This window comes from Xanthomonas theicola (assembly GCF_014236795.1).
Lineage (GTDB): Bacteria > Pseudomonadota > Gammaproteobacteria > Xanthomonadales > Xanthomonadaceae > Xanthomonas_A > Xanthomonas_A theicola.
This window is the reverse complement of record NZ_CP049017.1, coordinates 4,281,542-4,299,755: the sequence shown is the minus strand read 5'-3', so window position 1 is coordinate 4,299,755 and position 18,214 is coordinate 4,281,542. Positions and strand designations below refer to the sequence as shown.

Here is an 18,214-nt window from a genome sequence, read left to right as displayed (position 1 = left end):
GCGCATCTCGGGGGATGCAGAGGGTTGTGCAGATCATCAAGGACAAACTGAAGATGCCGCAGGCAGGGATGCCCTCGCGCATGGCCTGGGCCGTGTGGAATGCCTCGCAGCTGCTGTTCACCCTGGCGTTCACCGGGCTGGGCATCGTCGTGGCGCTGGTCCTGCTGCGGCTGGCCGGGCCGCGGCCGCCGCTGCGCATGGGCGCGCGGGTGTGGGCGCCGGTGCTGTTCTTCGGCGCCGGGGCGCGCCTGCGGGTGGAGGGCCAGGAGCGGGTGGACTGGTCGCGCAACCACCTGTTCGTCAGCAACCACCAGTCGATCATCGACATCTGCGCGCTGTTCGCGGCGCTGCCGGTGCCGCTGCGCTTCCTGCTCAAGAACGAAATGCTGCAGGTGCCGTTCGTGAGCTGGTACGCGCGCGCCACCGGCATGCTGTTCCTGGACCGCGACAGCCGCCGCGCCGGGGCCCTGGTTCGGCGCCAGGCCGCGGCGCTGCTGCGCCAGGGCCAGGACCTGTGCCTGTTCCCGGAAGGCACCCGCAGCCGCAACGGCGAACTGGCCCCGTTCAAGGCCGGGCTGCTGCAGGCCGCGATCGATGCCGGCGTGGACGTGGTGCCGGTGGCATTGGACGGGGCGGGCAAGGTGCTGCCGTCGACCAGCCTGTTCCGGGTGCGGCCCGGCGTGATCCGGGTGCGGATCGGCGCGCCGATCAACGTGAACGGCGTCGATGGCCCGCTGGACCGGCAACAGCTGACCCAGCGCGCGCAGCAGGCCGTCCGTGCCATGCTCGAACCCAGGATTTGATTGAGTCGCTAGCCTTATGGATTTCGTCGTGCCGCATGATCATCCCAGCCTGCCAGGGCATTTCCCGGGCCACCCGGTGGTGCCCGGCGTGGTGCTGTTGGACCACGTGCTGCAGGCCGTGGAAGCCGTGCACGGCGCGTGCGGGCCGCTGCGCCTGCCCCAGGTGAAGTTCCTGCAGCCGCTGCTGCCCGGGCAGCAGGCGCGCGTGGAGCTGGACGGCGCCGCGCCGCGCTGGCGCTTCCGCGTGCGCCGCGGCGAGGACCTGCTGGCCAGCGGCGACCTGGTCGCGGAGCACGCCGCATGAGCGCCAGCTGGAAACACCGCCCCGAAGGCGGCGGCCGCTTCGCGCTGTGGCTGATCCGCAGCATCGCCCGCTACGGCGGCCGCGCCGTCGGGCGCCTGCTGCTGTACCCGATCACCCTGTATTTCCTGCTGGTGCGCGGCCCGGAGCGGCGCGACTCGCGCCACTACCTGGGGCGCGTGTTCGACCGCCCGGCCTCGCTGCTGGACGTGGCCCGGCACATCCACACCTTCGCCTCGACCATCCTGGACCGGGTGTTCATGCTGTGCGGGCAGATGCACCGTTTCCGGATCGACATCCAGGGCCTGGAACAGTTGCATGCGCAGATGGACCGCGGCCGCGGCGTGCTGATCTTCGGCTCGCACCTGGGCAGCTTCGACGCGCTGCGGGTGCTGGCCACCGAGCGCCCCGACGTGCAGGTCAAGGTGTTGCTGGACAAGGCGCACAACCCGGCCATGACCGAACTGCTGGGCGCGCTGAACCCGCAGCTGGCGGCCAACATCATCGATGCCGGCATGGACAGCACCTCCATCGTCATGGCGATCAAGCAGGCCACCGACGAAGGCGCGCTGGTCGCGCTGCTGGTGGACCGCCCGCGCCCGGAGGACCCGGCGCTGCCGGCCGCGTTCATTGGCCAGGGCGCGCTGTTCCCGACCTCGCCGTGGCTGATCGCCGCGGCGCTGAAGGCGCCGGTGGTGCTGGCGTTCGGCCTGTACCGCGGCGGCAACCGCTACCAGCTGGTGTTCGAGACCTTCAGCGAAGGCCTGGACCTGCCGCGCCGGCAGCGCGCGCCGGCGCTGGCGGCGCTCATCCGCGATTACGCCGCCAGGCTGGAACATCACACGCGCTCCGCGCCGTACAACTGGTTCAACTTCTACGATTTCTGGAACAACCGTCATGCCGATGCGTCGCACCTTGCCGTGGATGCTGATACTGCTGTGCAGCGCCGCACCGCTGTGCGCCGCGTCGCCTGAGCCGCTGGATCCCGGCTGGATCCTGCAGAAGCTGGCGCGGCCGGTCCCGGTCAGCACCGAGTTCGTCGAACTGCGCGGCTCGGCGCTGCTGAAGGCGCCGCTGCGGGTGCAGGGCCAGTACCGCCGTCCCGATGCCGACACGCTGGTGCGCGAGGTCACCGCGCCGTACCGCGAGACCACCACCCTGCGCGGCGGCGAAGCCACGCTGGAGCGCGCCGGCAAGCCGCCGCGGCGCTTCTCGCTGGCGCGGGTGCCGGAACTGGCCGGCCTGCAGAACGGCTTCGGCGCGCTGCTGTCCGGCGACCGCGCGCAGCTGCAGCAGCACTACGCACTGAGCAGCCAGGGCACGCGCGAGCGCTGGCAGCTGCAGCTGCAGCCCAAGGACCCGGCACTGGCCGCGCAGGTGCGCAGCCTGCGCCTGTACGGCCGCGGCGCCGAACTGCGCTGCATCGAGACCACTCCGGCCAAGGGCGACGTGCAACGCACCCTGCTGGCCGGCGCCGCGCGCGACGCGGCCAGCCTCGTCGAGGCCGATGCGCTGACCGCGCTGTGCCACGGCGACGCGCGCTGATGGATGTCGGCGAGAGGCGAGGGCGGGCGGTGTCGTGTGCGACGCGTCGTATGGCCGTGCGGGCGGTCGCGTGGCCGCATCGATGAAACGCCCACTGAGTTCGAAGGCACGCATCGCGCTGGCGCTGCTGTGGCTGGCGCTGCTGACCGTCGCCGGCGTGTGGCTGGGCAACGCGCTGCAGGTGTCCGGGGACCTGCGCAAGTTCATGCCCGCCCGCGGTAGCAGGAGGCGGTTCGCATCGCCCGATGCCGCGCGCGCGGCCCCGGGTAAGAACGTGCTGGCTCTTGCGTGGTCGCAGCGATGAAACGCGAATTGAGTTCGAAGGCGCGCATCACCCTGGCGCTGTTGTGGCTGGCACTGTTGACCGTGGGCGGGGTATGGCTTGGCAATGTGCTGCAGGTCTCGGGGGATCTGCGCAAGTTCATGCCGGAAGCCCGCACCCCCGCGCAGAAACTGCTGCTCGACGAACTCGGCGAAGGCCCGGGCTCGCGCCTGCTGCTGATGTCGCTGTCCGGCGCCGACGCGGCCACGCTGGCGCGACAGTCGCAGGCGCTGCGCGTGCAGCTGGCCGCGCAGCGCGACACCTTCGAGCTGGTCGCCAACGGCGCCGATGCCGGCCTGGACGCGATTCCCGAGCGCCTGCTGGCCTACCGCTACCTGCTCAGCGACAGCTTCGACGCCCGACCGCTGGATGCGGCGACGCTGGCCGACGCCTTGCAGGCGCGGCTGCAGGATCTGGGCTCGCCGGCCGCGGCGATGGTCGAGCCGCTGCTGCCGCGCGACCCGACCCTGGAAGTGCTGCACCTGGCCGAGAGCCTGCAACCGGCCGGCGGCCCGCAGCAGCGCGACGGGGTCTGGTTCGACCGCGCCGGCAAGGACGCGCTGCTGGTCGCGCAGACCCGCGCCGCCGGTTTCGATCCGACCGGACAGCAGCAGGCGGTGGATGCGATCCACGCCGCCTTCGCCAAGGCCGGCGCCGGCAGCGCCAGTCGCCTGACCCTGACCGGCCCCGGCGCGTTCTCGGTGGAGATCGGCGGGCGCACCCAGGACGAGGCGCAATGGATCGGCATGCTGGATACGCTGGGTCTGGTCGTGCTGCTGCTGGCCGCCTACCGCAGCTGGAAGATCCCGGTGCTCGGCGTGCTGCCACTGGCCAGCGCCGGTCTGGCCGGGCTGGGCGCGGTGGCGCTGCTGTTCGACGGCGTGCATGGCATCACCGTGGCGTTCGGCTTCACCCTGATCGGCGTGGTCCAGGATTATCCGATCCACTTGTTCAGCCACCAGCGCCCGGGCCTGGATCCGCGCGCCAACGCGCGCCACCTGTGGCCGACGCTGGCCACCGGTGTGGTCTCCACCTGCATCGCCTACGTCACCTTCCTTTTCTCCGGCGTGGACGGCCTGCGCCAGCTGGCGGTGTTCACCATCGCCGGGCTGCTGGTGGCGGCGCTGACCACGCGCCTGCTGTTGCCGGCGCTGATCGATCCATCGCCGCGCGACCATGCCGATTCGCCGGCGCTGGCGCGGCTGTGGCGCGGCATCGCGCGGCTGCCGCGGCCGCGCTGGTCGCTGCTGGCGCTGGCGCTGGCCGCGGCGGCGGTGATCGCGTTCGCGCCGGGTCCGTTCTGGCAGAACGACCTGTCCAAGCTGACCCCGGTGCCGGCCGACGGCCTGGCCCGCGACGCGCACCTGCGCAAGGAACTGGGCGCGCCGGACGTGCGCTACGTGCTGGCGCTGCCGGCCGCATCCGCCGATGCCGCGCTGGCCGCGTCCGAGCGGCTGCGCCCGCGCCTGGACGCGCTGGTCGCACGCGGCGCGCTGGCCGGCTACGACATGGCCGCGCGCTACCTGCCCAGTGCGGCGACCCAGCAGCGGCGCCAGGCGGCGCTGCCAGACGCGACGCAGGCGCGCGCGCTGACCGCTGCGGCGGTCGCCGCCACGCCGTTCCGCGCCGACGCCTTCGCCCCGTTCCTGGCCGACCTGGCGCAGGCGCGCCGCGCGCCGCCGCTGACCGCGCGCGACCTGCACGGCACGCCGCTGGCGACCACCGTCGATGGCCTGTTGCTGGACCGCGGCGTCCACGCCACCGCCCTGGTGTCGCTGACCGGCCTGCGCGCCCCGGCGTTGCTGGCCGGCGCGGTGCAGGGCAGCGGCGCGCAACTGATGGACCTGAAGGAGGCCTCCGAATCGCTGGTCGCCGCCTACCGCGTCCGCGTGCTCGGCGCGCTTGGCATCGCCGCGCTGCTGCTGGCGTTGACCGTGGCGATCGCGCTGCGCACGCCGCGCCGGATCGTGCGCGTGCTGCTGCCGATGGCGCTGACCACGCTGCTGATCCTGGCGATCCTGCGCGGCTGCGGGGTCGAGCTGAACCTGTTCCACCTGATCGCGCTGATCCTGGCCGCCGGCCTGGGCCTGGACTACGCGCTGTTCTTCGACCACGCCGGCGACGACCGCGCCGGCCAGTTGCGTACCCTGCACGCCCTGATCGTGTGCAGCCTGATGACGCTGCTGGTGTTCGCGCTGCTGGCCGCCTCCAGCATCCCGGTGCTGCGCGCGATCGGCAGCACCGTGGCGCTGGGCGTGCTGTTCAATTTCGTGCTGGCGCTGCTGGTCTCGCGCGAGACCGCCAGCGGCGGCGCGCCGGCGCACCCGGGAGAGCGGCATGGCCGATGACCGGTACGGCCGCGAGGCGATCGCGGCGCTGGTGCCGCACCAGGGCACGATGTGCCTGTGGGAAGAAGTGGTCGCATGGGACGCGCAGCGCATCGTGCTGCGCAGCCTGGCCCATCGCGCGCCCGAGCATCCGCTGCGCAGCGGCGGCCGCCTGCGCGCGCTGCACCTGTGCGAATACGGCGCACAGGCGATGGCGGTGCACGGCGGCCTGCTCGGCCGCGCCAGCGGTAACCCGGTGCGTCCGGGCATGCTGGTCGCGCTGCGCGGCGTGCAGCTGCACGTGGCCGACCTGCACACGCTGCCGGATGCGATCGAGTGCGAGGCCGACGTGCTGCTGCAGGCAGAGGACAGTCAGCAGTACGGCTTCCGCATCGTGCATCGCGCGCAGCTGCTGGCCGAAGGCCGCGCCACGGTGATGCTGGGCGCGGCGTAGCGGCCAGCGGGCTTCTGTAGACACCGTCTTCCCCTCTGACATGCAAATGCCTTTTGAGGATCGCAGGGCGTGCGTGAGTCGAGCAGGCCGTCGGCGATGTGCCGTAGCTGACGCATGGCGGCGTGGACGATCTGCTTGCCGGCCTTGCCGCGTTCGCGCAAGCGCTGCTGGCGCGCACGCACGAGCGGGGGAGGTGTCATGGCGAGCAGGGCCGGCACGCAGGGTCCAGCGCGCAGGCGCGGTGAACCGGGGCGGGCGATGCAGACCTGGCCTGGCGGGGCGGGCGCCGCACTCCTGCAAGCGCCGGTTCAGTCCGGCGAAGGCGGTGGCCCGCCGAGGCAGGGGCGAAGCGCTCCACGTTGCCACGTTCGGCCAGCATCGATGCCGCGCTCGTGTCGGCGATCCGATCGATGCTCACCAGCCGTTCGCGCTGCCCGCGCAAGGGGGCTTGGTCGATCGGGTCGTCGATGGCCCGTTCGACCTGCGCGATCGGTACCTGCAATCGGTACCTGCAACTGGCCGATGCGCTCCAGGAGCCAGTCGCGCACCACGAGCGCAGCGACGTCCAGGCGGTTGCGCTCCCTGTGCCACATCTGCTGCAGGTCGTCCCGACGCCGCACCAGCGCCTTGAGCTGCTTGAGCACGGGCGGATCGGGCTGCCAGGACCGCAACTGCTCCGGGGACGCATGCCGTCGCTGGCGATCGGCTTGGCGTCATGGCCTGGTCCGCGCCACGGTGATGACCACCACGCCGGCCAGGATCACCGCCATCGCCCCCAGGTCGCTGGCGGTGAAGCGTTCGCCGCCGAGCCAGCTGCCCAGCGCCACCGCGATCACCGGGTTGACGTAGGCATAGCTCCCGGCCAGCACCGGACGCACGTTCTGCAGCAGCCACACGTAGGCGGTGAACGCCACGATCGAGCCGAACACGCACAGGTAGGCCACCGCCATCAGCCCGTGCGCGGTGGGCCATGCGTGCGGCCGCTCGCCGCCGAGCAGGCCCGCAGCGACCAGCAGCCCGCCACCGCACAGCATCTGCCCGGCCGCGGCCATGAACGGCGTCGGCAGGTCGCGCCCGCGCGACCACACCGAGCCGTAGGCCCACCCGATCGGTGCGATCAACAGCAACATCAGGCCCTTTGGACTGGCGCTGAGGCTGCTGCCCGCGTTGAGCCACAGCACGCCGGCGAACCCGACCACAATGCCCAGCCATTCGCCACGACGGGCGTGCTGTCCGCGCCACGCGCCGAACAGCGCCATCCACAGCGGCACCGAGGCCACCGCGACCGCGGCCAGGCCCGAGGACACCTCGCGCTCGGCCAGCACCACCATGCCGTTGCCGCACAGCAGCAGCAACGCGCCGAGCACCGCCAGCGAACGCCACTGCGCCCGCGTCGGCGGCGCCACGCCACGCCAGCGCAGCACCGCATACAGCAGCGTGCCGGCGACCACGAAGCGCAGTCCCGAGACCATGCTCAACGGCGGCGTCCCGCCCTGCAGGGCGAAGCGGATCGCCAGATAGGTCGACCCCCAGACGACGTAGACCAGCAACAGCGCGAAGACGACGGAACCGCCACGCGCGGGAACGGCAGCGGCGGGAGAAGACGGGGACGACATACGCAGACGGAGCGGGCGGTGTGGACAAGGATTCTAGGCCAGCGCCCACGACCGGCGACAGGATTGCAACGCGACACGAGCGGCATGCGGCAAAGTTCAAGTGGACAGCGATGTGCGGCAGGCCGACAGGCCGTAGCGTTCGAGCACGTGTAGGAGCCAGAGCGGCCGCGCATCGACCTCGTTGCCTAGCCCGAACAGTTGAACGCGCTTTCGCTCAAGCTCACAAGCCTGGGCAGCCGCCAGGCGGCTCTCTCCTGCAGCGCCTGTGCGACCACCGCGCCGGCCAGTGCGTCGGCAATGTCTTGCTGGAGGCCACCGGCGGCTACGAACGGGCGGTCATGATGGCCCTGGCGATGGCAGGCATCCCAGTGACCCGGATCAACCCGCGCCGGGCGCGCGCCTTCGCCACGGCCTTGGGCAAGACCACCAAGACCGACCCCCCTGCCTTGCTGGCGCGCATGGCCCAACGGGTGCAAGCGCCTGCGCCGGTTCCCGATCCCTTGCGCGAGCAATTGCGCATGCCGGTCCAGCGCCGCGAGCAACTGGTCCAGCAGCCCGATGACGAACGCCGCCGCCTACATCAGGCGACCCTGGTCTTGGTGCGCGAGAGCCTGATCGAGCAGATCGGCTCCGTGCGCCGCCAGCTCCAGTGGATGAACCAGGCGACCAAGCAGTTGCGGCCCCCGCTCGACGACGCGCTGGAACACCCACTGAGCGCAGTCCCCGGCATCGGCGAGGTCACCACCGCCAGCCTGAGGCCTACCTGCCCGAGTTGGGGACGCTGGATCGTCGCCAGATCGCGGCCCTGGCGGCCTGGCGCCCTACAACGTGGACAACGGGCAACACCGCGGCAAACGCCGCATCGGCGGTGGGCGCGCCCCGATCCGGCGCGTGCCGTACATGGCCTGCTGGAGCGTGGTGCGCACCCAAGCCCGCTTCAAGGACCGCTGGGCGCGCGGCAAACCAGCCGCGGACGCGGCCCGGACGCGAACATTCGCGCCAGTTGCAGCACGCTGGCCACCCCGGTGGCGTTGTCGAGCGCGCCGCGGCCGAACGCGTCCCAATGCGCCGAACAGATGCCGTCTCCTGCGGGTGCGTGGCCCGTTCCAGCTTGGCGACCACGCGCTCGCGCTTGAGCGCCAAGCGCACCGACAGCGCGGCATCGCCGAGCGCCTGCGGGCGGCGGTCGCTGCGCTGCGCGCACCCCTTCTCCGCCTCCAAATCCAGCCCGGCGCGCGGGAACAGCGACACCGCCAGTGCGCTGCATCCAGCCGTGGCCGTACAGCGTAGAGCGTGGCGCCGCCGGGAGACAGCGCGAAAGCGGGCCGGCGAAAGCGGGAACGCGGAAGCGCTGCTTTTCCCATTCCCGTTTCCCAGTTCCCGTTTCCCGGCACCCCGCGATCCAGCAGCAGGCCAGGCCCTGCGCATTGCGCTCGATGTCCATCCGCAGCGCCCGCTCCACCCCGGTGGCGTCGAGCGGGCAGCCATGCAGCCGCGCGCGCTCCAGGTACAGCGCGCTCAGTGCCGCGACCAGGCAGCGGTGGCGGTCGCAGCAGCCATCGCAGCCGCGCGCGATCGTCGCCATCGCATCGAGTTGCTCGAGCAGGTCCGCCGCCAGCCTGGCCGGCGCGCCGACCGCGCCGTAATGCGTCAGATAGACCGTTTCAGGCGCCTAGCCGAGCATGCGCTGGATCGAGGCGCGCATCGCCTCCGGCTCGAACTGCACCGGCAGGAGGTCGGGATCGCGAATGCGCCCTGCGCGCTGTCCAGCGCGCGGTACGGCAGGCCGAAGGCGTCGCCGCTGAACCAGCTGCGGCGGCGCGCGTCCCACACGCACAGGTGATGGCGCGCGTGGCCGGGCGTATCGATGCACAGCAACTCGCGCTCGCCCAGCCACAGCCGATGGCCATCTTCGGCGATGCCGACGCGCTCGGCCGGCACCGGCAGGATCGTGCCGGCGCGGCGCGCGATCTCGGCTTCGCCGTACACCGCGGTGGCGCCGACGATCAGCCGCGCCGGGTCGATCATGTGCGCCGCGCCGCGCGGATGCACCGGCAGGCGCGCGTTCGGCAGCCGCTGCAGCAGCGCCCCGGCGCCGCCGGCATGGTCCAGATGCACGTGGGTCAGGATCCGCCAGTCCACGTCGCCCGGCGCCAGGCCGGCGCCGTCGAGCGCAGCCAGCAGCGCCGGCAGCGAATGGCTGGCGCCGCAATCGACGAACGCGCCGCGTCCGTCTTCCACGATCCGGTGGGCCGCATCGAAGCGCGCGCTGGAAGCCGGTGTCGATGGGATGGATGTTGGGGTCGCGCGGCATGGCGCAGGGCGGTAGCAGGCGAAGCTCCATTCCAGGCCGTATGGACGGCGTTGCCAGCCTTGGTGGCGACAGCGGCAGCGGGTCATGGCCGGAGCGCGCCCAGTGCCGGAGTTCGCGCCCCGCCCGCGGCGATCGCGCGCTTCTTTGCAGGAGCGACTTCAGCCCCGAGCGGGGCTGAAGGGTAACGCCCGGCCGGGGCTGAAGCCGCTCCTGCAGGCGCGCGCGCCGCCCTCAGCCCGCCTCGCGCAACCGTTGCAACGCCGCCAACACCGTGCCGGCCGGCACCGCCAGGCGCAGTTCCGCGGCCTGCAGCGCATCGGCCTGCGCGGCCTGCTTGAGCGTGCCGATCACGCGCCCGGCGTCGCGCGGCGAATCGAAGCCGCCGCCCTGCAGCAGCAGCGCGCCCTCGCCGTCGAGCAGCTTGAAGTAGAAGCGGTTGTCGTCTTCGCGGTACTGCTTGAACGTCGGCGGCGCCTGCCTGGCCGCCGCCGCCGCATCGGTCGGTTCGGTCCGGCGCGACGACAGGTCACGCAGGCCCACCGCATGCCGCAGCTCGGCCAGGAACGGGATGGCATAGCGTTCGCGCAAGCGCTGCGCGTTGTCGCGCAGGATCGCCTCGATGTCGCCCGGACGCGCCATCAATGCCTCGTAGCGCGCGCGCATCGGCGCGATCTCGGCGTCGATGCGCTCCAACAGCTGCTGCTTGGCTTCGCCCCAGCCGATGCCGCCGGCGAAGGCCTGCGCGAACGCCGCGGTCTCCTTGCCGCTGGCGAACGCCTGGTACAGCTGGAATAGCGCCGAGCCCTCGGTGTCCTTCGGCACGCCCGGCGCGCGCGAATCGGTGACGATCGAGAACACCCGCTTCTTGAGCTCCTCGCGCGGGGCGAACAACGGGATCGTATTGTCGTAGCTCTTGCTCATCTTGCGCCCGTCCAGCCCGGGCAGCGTGGCTACGTTCTCGTCGATCAGCACTTCGGGCAGGGTGAAATGGTCGCGGCCGTAGACGTGGTTGAAGCGCTGGCCGAAATCGCGCGCCATCTCGATATGCTGGATCTGGTCGCGGCCCACCGGCACCTGCTGCGCCTTGAACAACAGGATGTCGGCGGCCATCAGCACCGGATACATGAAAAGTCCGGCGCTGATCCCGGCATCGTCGTCCTCGCCGTCGGCGCGGTTCTTGTCCACCGCCGCCTTGTAGGCGTGGGCGCGGTTGAGGATGCCCTTGCCCGCCACGCAGGTCAGGAACCAGGTCAGCTCGTTGGTTTCCGGCACGTCCGACTGGCGGTAGAACCATACCTTCGACGGATCCAGCCCGGCGGCCAGCCACGAGGCGGCGATCTCCAGGGTCGAGCGCTGGGTGCGCGCCGGATCCTGCGCCTTGATCAGGCTGTGCAGGTCGGCCAGGAAATAGAAGCTCTCGATGCCGGGGCGCAGGCTGGCCTGCAGCGCCGGGCGGATCGCGCCGACGTAGTTGCCCAGGTGCGGAGTGCCGGAGGTGGTGATGCCGGTGAGGACGCGGATGGTCATGCGGGGGGATCGACGGCCGGAAGACACCCGGCGAGTTTAACCGCTGCCCGGCGCCCCGTTCCGAGGCATGGGGCGTTCTGCCCCTGTGCCGCTGAAACGGACGCCAGGAAGCGATCCTTTCATCGTGCCCTGGAGGTTCCCATGCAACGTCTTTCCCGTCGTCGGTTCCCCGGCGATTTCAAGGCCCAGGCCGTTGCCTTGGCCGAGTCGGTCGGTCGGTCGGTCGGGCCAAGGCGGCCCGGCCGTTGGACATGTCCGTCAAGACGCTGGGCAACTGGCTGGATGCTTCGCGCGCCGGTCGCTCGCTGAGTTGGCCCAGCCGTTCGCCGGTCACCGACCTGGAGAGCGCACTGGCCCGCCGACGGGCCGGGAACGCCACGCTCAAGATGGGGCGCCAAATCCTACCCTCTGCCCGTCCACGCAGGGTCAGGGCGCGGCGCGCCTGCGCCCACGCGGTGGGTCATAAGCGCGTGGCCCGGTGGCGGCGCGCGGAAGGCTTGCGCGGCAGGCCAAGGGCCGCTCCACGCCCCGGACCACCGACAGCGGCATCGCCGGCCAGTGGCCGGGAACCGGCTCGATCGCCCGTTCGCCGTGGACAGCCCGGTGCCGGCCTGGGGGGAGGGCGACATCCCCGACCTGCCGACCCGCGAGGGCTGGCTGTACCTGGCCACCGTGCTCGACCTGCGCACCCGGCAGGCGCCCGGCGACAGCGTGTCCGAGGCATGCCCGACGACCCAGGGCGGCAGGCGTTCCGGAACGCCTGCCCGGCCGCGCCGGTCGGCGCTGGCGTGCTGTTCCGCTCCGATCGCGGCAGCCAGCACGCCAGCGGCGACGTCGGCAAGACGTTGTCTGCCCACGGCGTCGTGCCGGGGCATGCGCCGCCGGGGCAACTGCTGGGAGCGCGCAGCCCGCCCTCCGGGCACAGCGCGGTGGCCGAGCGCTTCTTCGCCTCGCTCAAAAACCAGCAGGCCACCGGCGTGTACGGTAAAGGCGGCGGCCCATGCTGCCATCGCCAGCTACATCCACGGCTTCTACAACTCCAACACGCCTGCACTCGGCACTGGGTCGCCTGTCGCCCAACGACTCTGCAAGCAGACGGAAGCAAGCCGCTTGACCCCGTGCTTCTTGGCGTCCGTTCCTGAGGGACGGATTCATCGCCGGCTACTGCCATCCGGACAACAGGGTCAGCCTCGGCCTGGTGGAAGGGCTCAACAACAAGATCCGGGTCATCCAGCGCAGTGGCTATGGCGACCGCGATGAGGACTATCTCAAGCTCAAGATCATCGCCGGCTTCCTGCCGCCTCTACCCGACCATGCTCCATTGCACCCACACCGATCCGCGAAGACCCCCAAAGAGGCCCCGCAACAGCGGGGCCTCTGCCAGAAGACACCAGGATCAACGCAAAGCCGTGTTCAGACGATCGAACTGGCGGCCAACAGTCTCACCTGTTGCGCGTCGACAGGCACCAGGGGCGCCGACGAAGAACTGCTGGTCGCCATCGCCGCGATCAGCGCAGCCACTTCGCTGGAAGCGACCGTCTTGTCCTTGAACTGCAGATACTCGACCTGACTGGAGCTGGAAGTGAACCAGCCCGATACCGTCAATTGATCGTCGCTGCCGCGAATGGCAATGGAAAGATCGTTCCCGGACCGGCTGAAGAAGGTATCGTCCACGGCAAGATCCTTGTCGAACACGATGCGATCCGCAGCCCCACTGTACGTCGAGGTCTCCACCACCGTGTCGTGGCCGTCGCCCTTGTTGAACAGGTAGGTGTCCGAATACCAGCTGCCCTTGAGCGTGTCGTTGCCGGTGCCGCCGGCCAGCACGCTGTCCTTGGCACCCCAGGACACGCTCAGCACGTCATCGCCCGCGCCGCCTTCCAGGCGGTCCGTGCCGCCGCCGCCGCTCAGGGTGTCGTTGCCATCGCCCCCCTCCAACACGTCGTGGTCGTTGCCGCCGGTGATCGTGTCGTGGCCGGCAAACCCCTGTATCCGGTTGGGACCGCTGAGATAGCCGGTCAGCGTGTCGTCGCCCGCCGTGCCCACCGTCAGGGTCTGCCGCTTGAGCTGCGCCTGATCCCACGTCACGCCATCGGCGAACTGGAGCTGGTTGATCTTGTACTCCCACCAGTTGTCGCTGTGGTAGTACCCGCTCAAGGTCAGCTGATCGCCACCGGCGAAGCGCATCACCAGGTCATTGCCCCGACGCTCGACCCCCTGCACCTCCGTGCTGTTCAAGTCCACGAACTTGACCACGTCCATGCGATTGGAGCTGTCGTCGTACTGCTTGATCACGTCCTGGCCAAACCCGCGCGCGAACACGAACGTGTCGTTGCCCACTCCGCCGTCGAGTGTGTCGTTGCCCACTCCGCCGGTCAGCGTGTCGTCGCCGGCACCGCCATTGAGCACGTCGTCGCCCGCGCCGCCTTCCAAGCGGTCCGTGCCGCCGCCGCCGCTCAGGGTGTCGTTGCCATCGCCCCCCTCCAACACGTCGTGGTCGTTGCCGCCGGTGATCGTGTCGTGGCCGGCAAACCCCTGTATCCGGTTGGGACCGCTGAGATAGCCGGTCAGCGTGTCGTCGCCCGCCGTGCCCACCGTCAGGGTCTGCCGCTTGAGCTGCGCCTGATCCCACGTCACGCCATCGGCGAACTGGAGCTGGTTGATCTTGTACTCCCACCAGTTGTCGCTGTGGTAGTACCCGCTCAAGGTCAGCTGATCGCCACCGGCGAAGCGCATCACCAGGTCATTGCCCCGACGCTCGACCCCCTGCACCTCCGTGCTGTTCAAGTCCACGAACTTGACCACGTCCATGCGATTGGAGCTGTCGTCGTACTGCTTGATCACGTCCTGGCCAAACCCGCGCGCGAACACGAACGTGTCGTTGCCCACTCCGCCGTCGAGTGTGTCGTTGCCGGTTCCGCCGGTCAGCGTGTCGTCGCCGGCACCGCCATTGAGCACGTCATCGCCCGCGCCGCCTTCCAGGCGGTCCGTGCCGCCGCCGCCGCTCAGGGTGTCGTTGCCATCGCCCCCCTCCAACACGTCGTGGTCGTTGCCACCGGTGATCGTGTCGTGGCCGGCAAACCCCTGTATCCGGTTGGGACCGCTGAGATAGCCGGTCAGCGTGTCGTCGCCCGCCGTGCCCACCGTCAGGGTCTGTCGCTTGAGCTGCGCCTGATCCCACGTCACGCCATCGGCGAACTGGAGCTGGTTGATCTTGTACTCCCACCAGTTGTCGCTGTGGTAGTACCCGCTCAAGGTCAGCTGATCGCCTCCGGCGAAGCGCATCACCAGGTCATTGCCCCGACGCTCGACCCACTGCACCTCCGTGCTGTTCAAGTCCACGAACTTGACCACGTCCATGCGATTGGAGCTGTCGTCGTACTGCTTGATCACGTCCTGGCCAAACCCGCGCGCGAACACGAACGTGTCGTTGCCCACTCCGCCGTCGAGTGTGTCGTTGCCCACTCCGCCGGTCAGCGTGTCGTCGCCGGCACCGCCATTGAGCACGTCATCGCCCGCGCCGCCTTCCAAGCGGTCCGTGCCGCCGCCGCCGCTCAGGGTGTCGTTGCCATCGCCCCCCTCCAACACGTCGTGGTCGTTGCCACCGGTGATCGTGTCGTGGCCGGCAAACCCCTGTATCCGGTTGGGACCGCTGAGATAGCCGGTCAGCGTGTCGTCGCCCGCCGTGCCCACCGTCAGGGTCTGTCGCTTGAGCTGCGCCTGATCCCACGTCACGCCATCGGCGAACTGGAGCTGGTTGATCTTGTACTCCCACCAGTTGTCGCTGTGGTAGTACCCGCTCAAGGTCAGCTGATCGCCTCCGGCGAAGCGCATCACCAGGTCATTGCCCCGACGCTCGACCCACTGCACCTCCGTGCTGTTCAAGTCCACGAACTTGACCACGTCCATGCGATTGGAGCTGTCGTCGTACTGCTTGATCACGTCCTGGCCAAACCCGCGCGCGAACACGAACGTGTCGTTGCCCACTCCGCCGTCGAGTGTGTCGTTGCCCACTCCGCCGGTCAGCGTGTCGTCGCCGGCACCGCCATTGAGCACGTCGTCGCCGCTGTTCCCGAATAGCTTGTCGTTACCTAGATCGCCTTCCAAGATATCGGAACCGGCGCCACCTCTAATCAGATCGTTACCCGCCCCTCCGTGGATGAAATTCTTACCTTCCCCACCCCATACAAGATCATCCGCAGATGTCCCTACGAAATTCTCTGACACCATCTTGATGCCGGCGAACGCGATGGCCTCGAGTCCCTTCGATGTCATGCTGGCGGTTTCGACCCAGTCGTTCAACGTCCTCGCGCCATCCCAGCCGGCCTCTGCGAGGAAATTGCCCGCATAGATATAAAGATCAGCAATATCCTGGAGCCCCCGCCCGAGATCGGCCTGGCGCTTGTTTTCCAGCATGGTGGTGAACGCGGACAGGTCGAACTTCAACTTGCCGTCAACGACGTGCATGGTCATGCCGTTCATATAGTCATGAAGCCGCGTACCCACCACCAGCCCAGCATAGACGGACTCTTTCAAATGGTTGTAGGCGCCCAGCAGGGCACTGATCTGCTCCGGCTGCAGCACCACGCTCATCGCCTGCTCGACGCCGCCATCGGCTCGCGCTACGTTTTTCCAGTTGTAGGTGTTGCCGCCAGTGGACACCTGGTTGTTCTGATAACCGATCAGGCTCGAGCCATTGAATTTTTCCAGAATCGCGATGATCGGCGCCAGTTGCGCGTGCTGCTGTTTGATCCATGCATCGACCGCAGCCGCCCCCTGTTCCATGACAGACGCGGGCACCGCGCCATGGTAATAGACGGTACGTGGCGTCGGTGCGGACGCTTCGAGCAGCTCCTCGCTGCTTTTCATGGTCGAGGTGCCCGCCCAATGCGCGAGGATGGTGTCGAGCCTGGCTCGCATTGCGTCGCGGGAGATGCCTGGGGTCAATGCCTTGATGTCCGCCAACAAATCTTGCGACAGGCTCGCGGCCTGTTCCAAATCGCGTACGGCGCCACTGCCTTTGAGATTGGGAAGCTGCCCCGCCTCGTCTGTGACGGTCACCGGTTCAAGCGAACCAGTGAAGTCGCGGAAGAAATTGTTCACTGCCAACTGGAGATCACCCGCCAAACCAGTCGTGCCGTCATTGCGGGTATAGGTGCCGCGATTATCAATGACGTTTCCATTGCCAAGGTCGAGATCGTCGGTGACAGCCGGTTTCAGCGCTATCGACGCGATACCAAGCTGGCCAAACGTGAACAACTCGTTCGACTGGGACACACCATCTTGGTTCAGATCACGCCATACACGGGCATTACTAAAATCGGCATCCAGACGATCAAATATTCCATCCTTATTGCTATCGAGATCAGCCAAAGCGGCGAACCCGGATGTACTGTTACTTCCGGAAGAAAGCTTGGTGTCAGCCCCAAATAGCTCAGATCCATTATCAATTCTTCCATTCCCATTCCTATCCATGACAACCAATCCGTCATCCGGACTGATCCAACCCGTACCATTCTTTACACCGTCACCGTCATGGTCAAAGAGAACGCCCCCGTTAGCAGGCGTGGTCTCAATGCCATCCCCATCGAGATCCAACACAAGTGGATCCCTTCGCGGCACAAAGTTTCTTGCACGATCAAACATCTCTCTTACTGAATCCCCCAGCTCATTGGCTCGATCCTTCCACCATCTAGCGGTGTCATGCCATGAGTCCTCGAACCAATCTGCAACATCAGTGAGCGCTTTCTTGCCCCAATCTCCGAGGCCACTCCACCAGCTTTCAGGAACCAGATCGGGAACAAATACTCCGACACCGACAGCAGCAAGACCAGCAATTGCCAAAGCGGGAGCTCCAACAAGCCCTGTTGCTGTTATGACTACAGTCGCTAACGCCCCAGCCACTGCGCCCAAGGCAGCGCCGACTACTGCCTTGGCAACGTCGCCCGGTGTACCAAACATTGCCGCGGCACCTATATCCACTACATCGCCTACAGGACCGCCATACTTAGCGGAAAATTTGAGAATGGGGTTCGCATTCATCAATGAAGAATATTTCAAAGTAGCGGCTGACGAATAGGAACTCAGCACTTCAGACACCGGTCCCTGCGCATCACTTAACGCTTGTGCTTGACGTGCGGCATCAAGCGCAGCCTCGGCATAAGCAGCCTTCCACCGCGGGTCGGCATTAGAACTCGCCGCAGCCGCATATTCCAAAAATATTTTTGACTGCCTGTTGTGTGCCTCTACCAGCGCCCGTTTTACCGCGATTTGAGTGTCGACCCCATCTGCAAGTGATTTTGTATATTGCCTTTCATATTCAGCCACGAAAGCAAATGCCCCCGATCGAAAAGCGCTGCCAAATTTATTGATATCATCTAGACTCAGAGGATCCGACGAAGGCTGCGGCTTTACTTGATTATCAGCATTATCATTCATTTTATTTCAACTCCTTTTCATGATTAGTGTTTGCAGAAAAATAATCGTTGATACGCACCCAACTACAACACAAGACATAATAAGCGCGCCATACATCATGCAGAACATTGTGTGCGACCTCCCTAAAATCAGAATCAATCTCATAGCCTTAGTCGGATCATCAATTGAATATATTGAAGGCCCTCTTAGAGCAATAAATAGTAAGAATAAAACCACAAAAATACTTCCAATAGCAGCCATGATTTCTTTTACGCTGTACTTCTCTTTAAGTGTTAGCTTTGGATATAGCCACGCAGCAACAAGAGGGGATAGAAATAAGTACGCCAACATGGCTGAACAGTATCCGTCAGCTTTACCCCATGCGCTTTCAAAAAAAAACTCCCAATTTTCACTCAAGCACAGTTCGTTAACTTCTGCCGCAACAACCAATTTACTTATCAAAACAGGAACAATAAAGAATCCTAATAGGAAATAACTACCTTTATCCTCCAGAAATTCTCTCAGCTTACTATTCAAATCACACCTCCTGTATTTCACCAGTATGGGAACGACCTTTTTTTTAAAAAT

General features: G+C 67.3%; 13 protein-coding genes and 3 pseudogenes. 10 read left to right on the top strand and 6 right to left on the bottom strand.

Features of this window, described 5'->3' with window-relative positions; translation table 11 throughout:
* The first annotated feature begins 53 nt into the window (after nucleotides 1–53).
* The 7 genes from G4Q83_RS20120 to G4Q83_RS20090 all read left to right on the top strand — a co-directional run bounded on the left by G4Q83_RS20120 (nucleotide 54) and on the right by G4Q83_RS20090 (nucleotide 5,752).
* Nucleotides 54–803, top strand: a complete 750-nt coding sequence (locus G4Q83_RS20120; RefSeq protein ID WP_128421173.1) for a lysophospholipid acyltransferase family protein — start codon at nucleotides 54–56, stop codon at nucleotides 801–803.
* Between the two features lie 16 nt (nucleotides 804–819).
* Nucleotides 820–1,107, top strand: coding sequence for an ApeI family dehydratase (locus G4Q83_RS20115; protein ID WP_128421164.1), 288 nt, complete (start codon nucleotides 820–822; stop codon nucleotides 1,105–1,107).
* Entirely contained in the window at nucleotides 1,104–2,078 is a 975-nt protein-coding gene (locus G4Q83_RS20110) for a lysophospholipid acyltransferase family protein (protein WP_128421165.1), read from the top strand. Before G4Q83_RS20115 ends, G4Q83_RS20110 begins: the two co-directional genes overlap by 4 nt.
* The gene (locus tag G4Q83_RS20105) at nucleotides 2,002–2,649 is read left to right on the top strand and encodes a LolA-related protein (protein ID WP_128421166.1); all 648 of its coding nucleotides are present in this window, start codon (nucleotides 2,002–2,004) and stop codon (nucleotides 2,647–2,649) included. Before G4Q83_RS20110 ends, G4Q83_RS20105 begins: the two co-directional genes overlap by 77 nt.
* Before the next feature lie 82 nt (nucleotides 2,650–2,731).
* The gene (locus G4Q83_RS20100) at nucleotides 2,732–2,953 is read left to right on the top strand and encodes a hypothetical protein (RefSeq protein WP_128421167.1); all 222 of its coding nucleotides are present in this window, start codon (nucleotides 2,732–2,734) and stop codon (nucleotides 2,951–2,953) included.
* Nucleotides 2,954–2,961: 8 nt separating this feature from the next.
* Complete coding sequence (locus G4Q83_RS20095; protein WP_386272750.1) at nucleotides 2,962–5,319, top strand: MMPL family transporter; 2,358 nt, start codon at nucleotides 2,962–2,964, stop codon at nucleotides 5,317–5,319.
* Nucleotides 5,309–5,752, top strand: coding sequence for a hotdog family protein (locus G4Q83_RS20090; protein WP_128421169.1), 444 nt, complete (start codon nucleotides 5,309–5,311; stop codon nucleotides 5,750–5,752). Before G4Q83_RS20095 ends, G4Q83_RS20090 begins: the two co-directional genes overlap by 11 nt.
* A gap of 713 nt (nucleotides 5,753–6,465) precedes the next feature.
* Here the strand turns inward: G4Q83_RS20090 and yedA are convergent.
* Nucleotides 6,466–7,368 carry a drug/metabolite exporter YedA gene (gene yedA, locus G4Q83_RS20085; RefSeq protein WP_128421170.1) on the bottom strand — a complete coding sequence of 301 codons (903 nt, stop codon included), beginning with the start codon at nucleotides 7,366–7,368 and terminating at the stop codon, nucleotides 6,466–6,468.
* A 110-nt stretch (nucleotides 7,369–7,478) separates the two neighbouring features.
* Between yedA and G4Q83_RS24305 the strand changes: the two are divergent.
* Nucleotides 7,479–7,940: pseudogene (locus tag G4Q83_RS24305) on the top strand (IS110 family transposase); the annotation flags it as partial.
* 365 nt (nucleotides 7,941–8,305) lie between these two features.
* Here G4Q83_RS24305 and G4Q83_RS20070 read toward each other — a convergent pair.
* From G4Q83_RS20070 to G4Q83_RS20060, 3 genes and pseudogenes are all read right to left on the bottom strand, one after another.
* Complete coding sequence (locus G4Q83_RS20070; protein ID WP_417893314.1) at nucleotides 8,306–8,635, bottom strand: M28 family peptidase; 330 nt, start codon at nucleotides 8,633–8,635, stop codon at nucleotides 8,306–8,308.
* A 132-nt stretch (nucleotides 8,636–8,767) separates the two neighbouring features.
* Nucleotides 8,768–9,682 (bottom strand): annotated as a pseudogene (locus G4Q83_RS20065) (MBL fold metallo-hydrolase); the annotation flags it as partial.
* Nucleotides 9,683–9,913: 231 nt separating this feature from the next.
* Nucleotides 9,914–11,209 carry a tryptophan--tRNA ligase gene (locus tag G4Q83_RS20060; RefSeq protein WP_128421171.1) on the bottom strand — a complete coding sequence of 432 codons (1,296 nt, stop codon included), beginning with the start codon at nucleotides 11,207–11,209 and terminating at the stop codon, nucleotides 9,914–9,916.
* Between the two features lie 722 nt (nucleotides 11,210–11,931).
* Between G4Q83_RS20060 and G4Q83_RS20055 the strand changes: the two genes are divergently transcribed.
* Together G4Q83_RS20055 and G4Q83_RS24880 are read left to right on the top strand one after the other, a co-directional pair.
* Nucleotides 11,932–12,351 (top strand): hypothetical protein, encoded by a 420-nt coding sequence (locus G4Q83_RS20055; protein WP_158255054.1) that lies wholly within the window; start codon nucleotides 11,932–11,934, stop codon nucleotides 12,349–12,351.
* A pseudogene (locus tag G4Q83_RS24880) lies at nucleotides 12,348–12,479 on the top strand (transposase); the annotation flags it as partial. The gene G4Q83_RS20055 and the pseudogene G4Q83_RS24880, both read left to right, overlap by 4 nt.
* A gap of 143 nt (nucleotides 12,480–12,622) precedes the next feature.
* Here G4Q83_RS24880 and G4Q83_RS24130 read toward each other — a convergent pair.
* Nucleotides 12,623–17,647 (bottom strand): calcium-binding protein, encoded by a 5,025-nt coding sequence (locus tag G4Q83_RS24130; RefSeq protein ID WP_185817274.1) that lies wholly within the window; start codon nucleotides 17,645–17,647, stop codon nucleotides 12,623–12,625.
* Between the two features lie 6 nt (nucleotides 17,648–17,653).
* Nucleotides 17,654–18,163 carry a hypothetical protein gene (locus G4Q83_RS20045; protein ID WP_128421903.1) on the bottom strand — a complete coding sequence of 170 codons (510 nt, stop codon included), beginning with the start codon at nucleotides 18,161–18,163 and terminating at the stop codon, nucleotides 17,654–17,656.
* Nucleotides 18,164–18,214 lie beyond the last annotated feature (51 nt).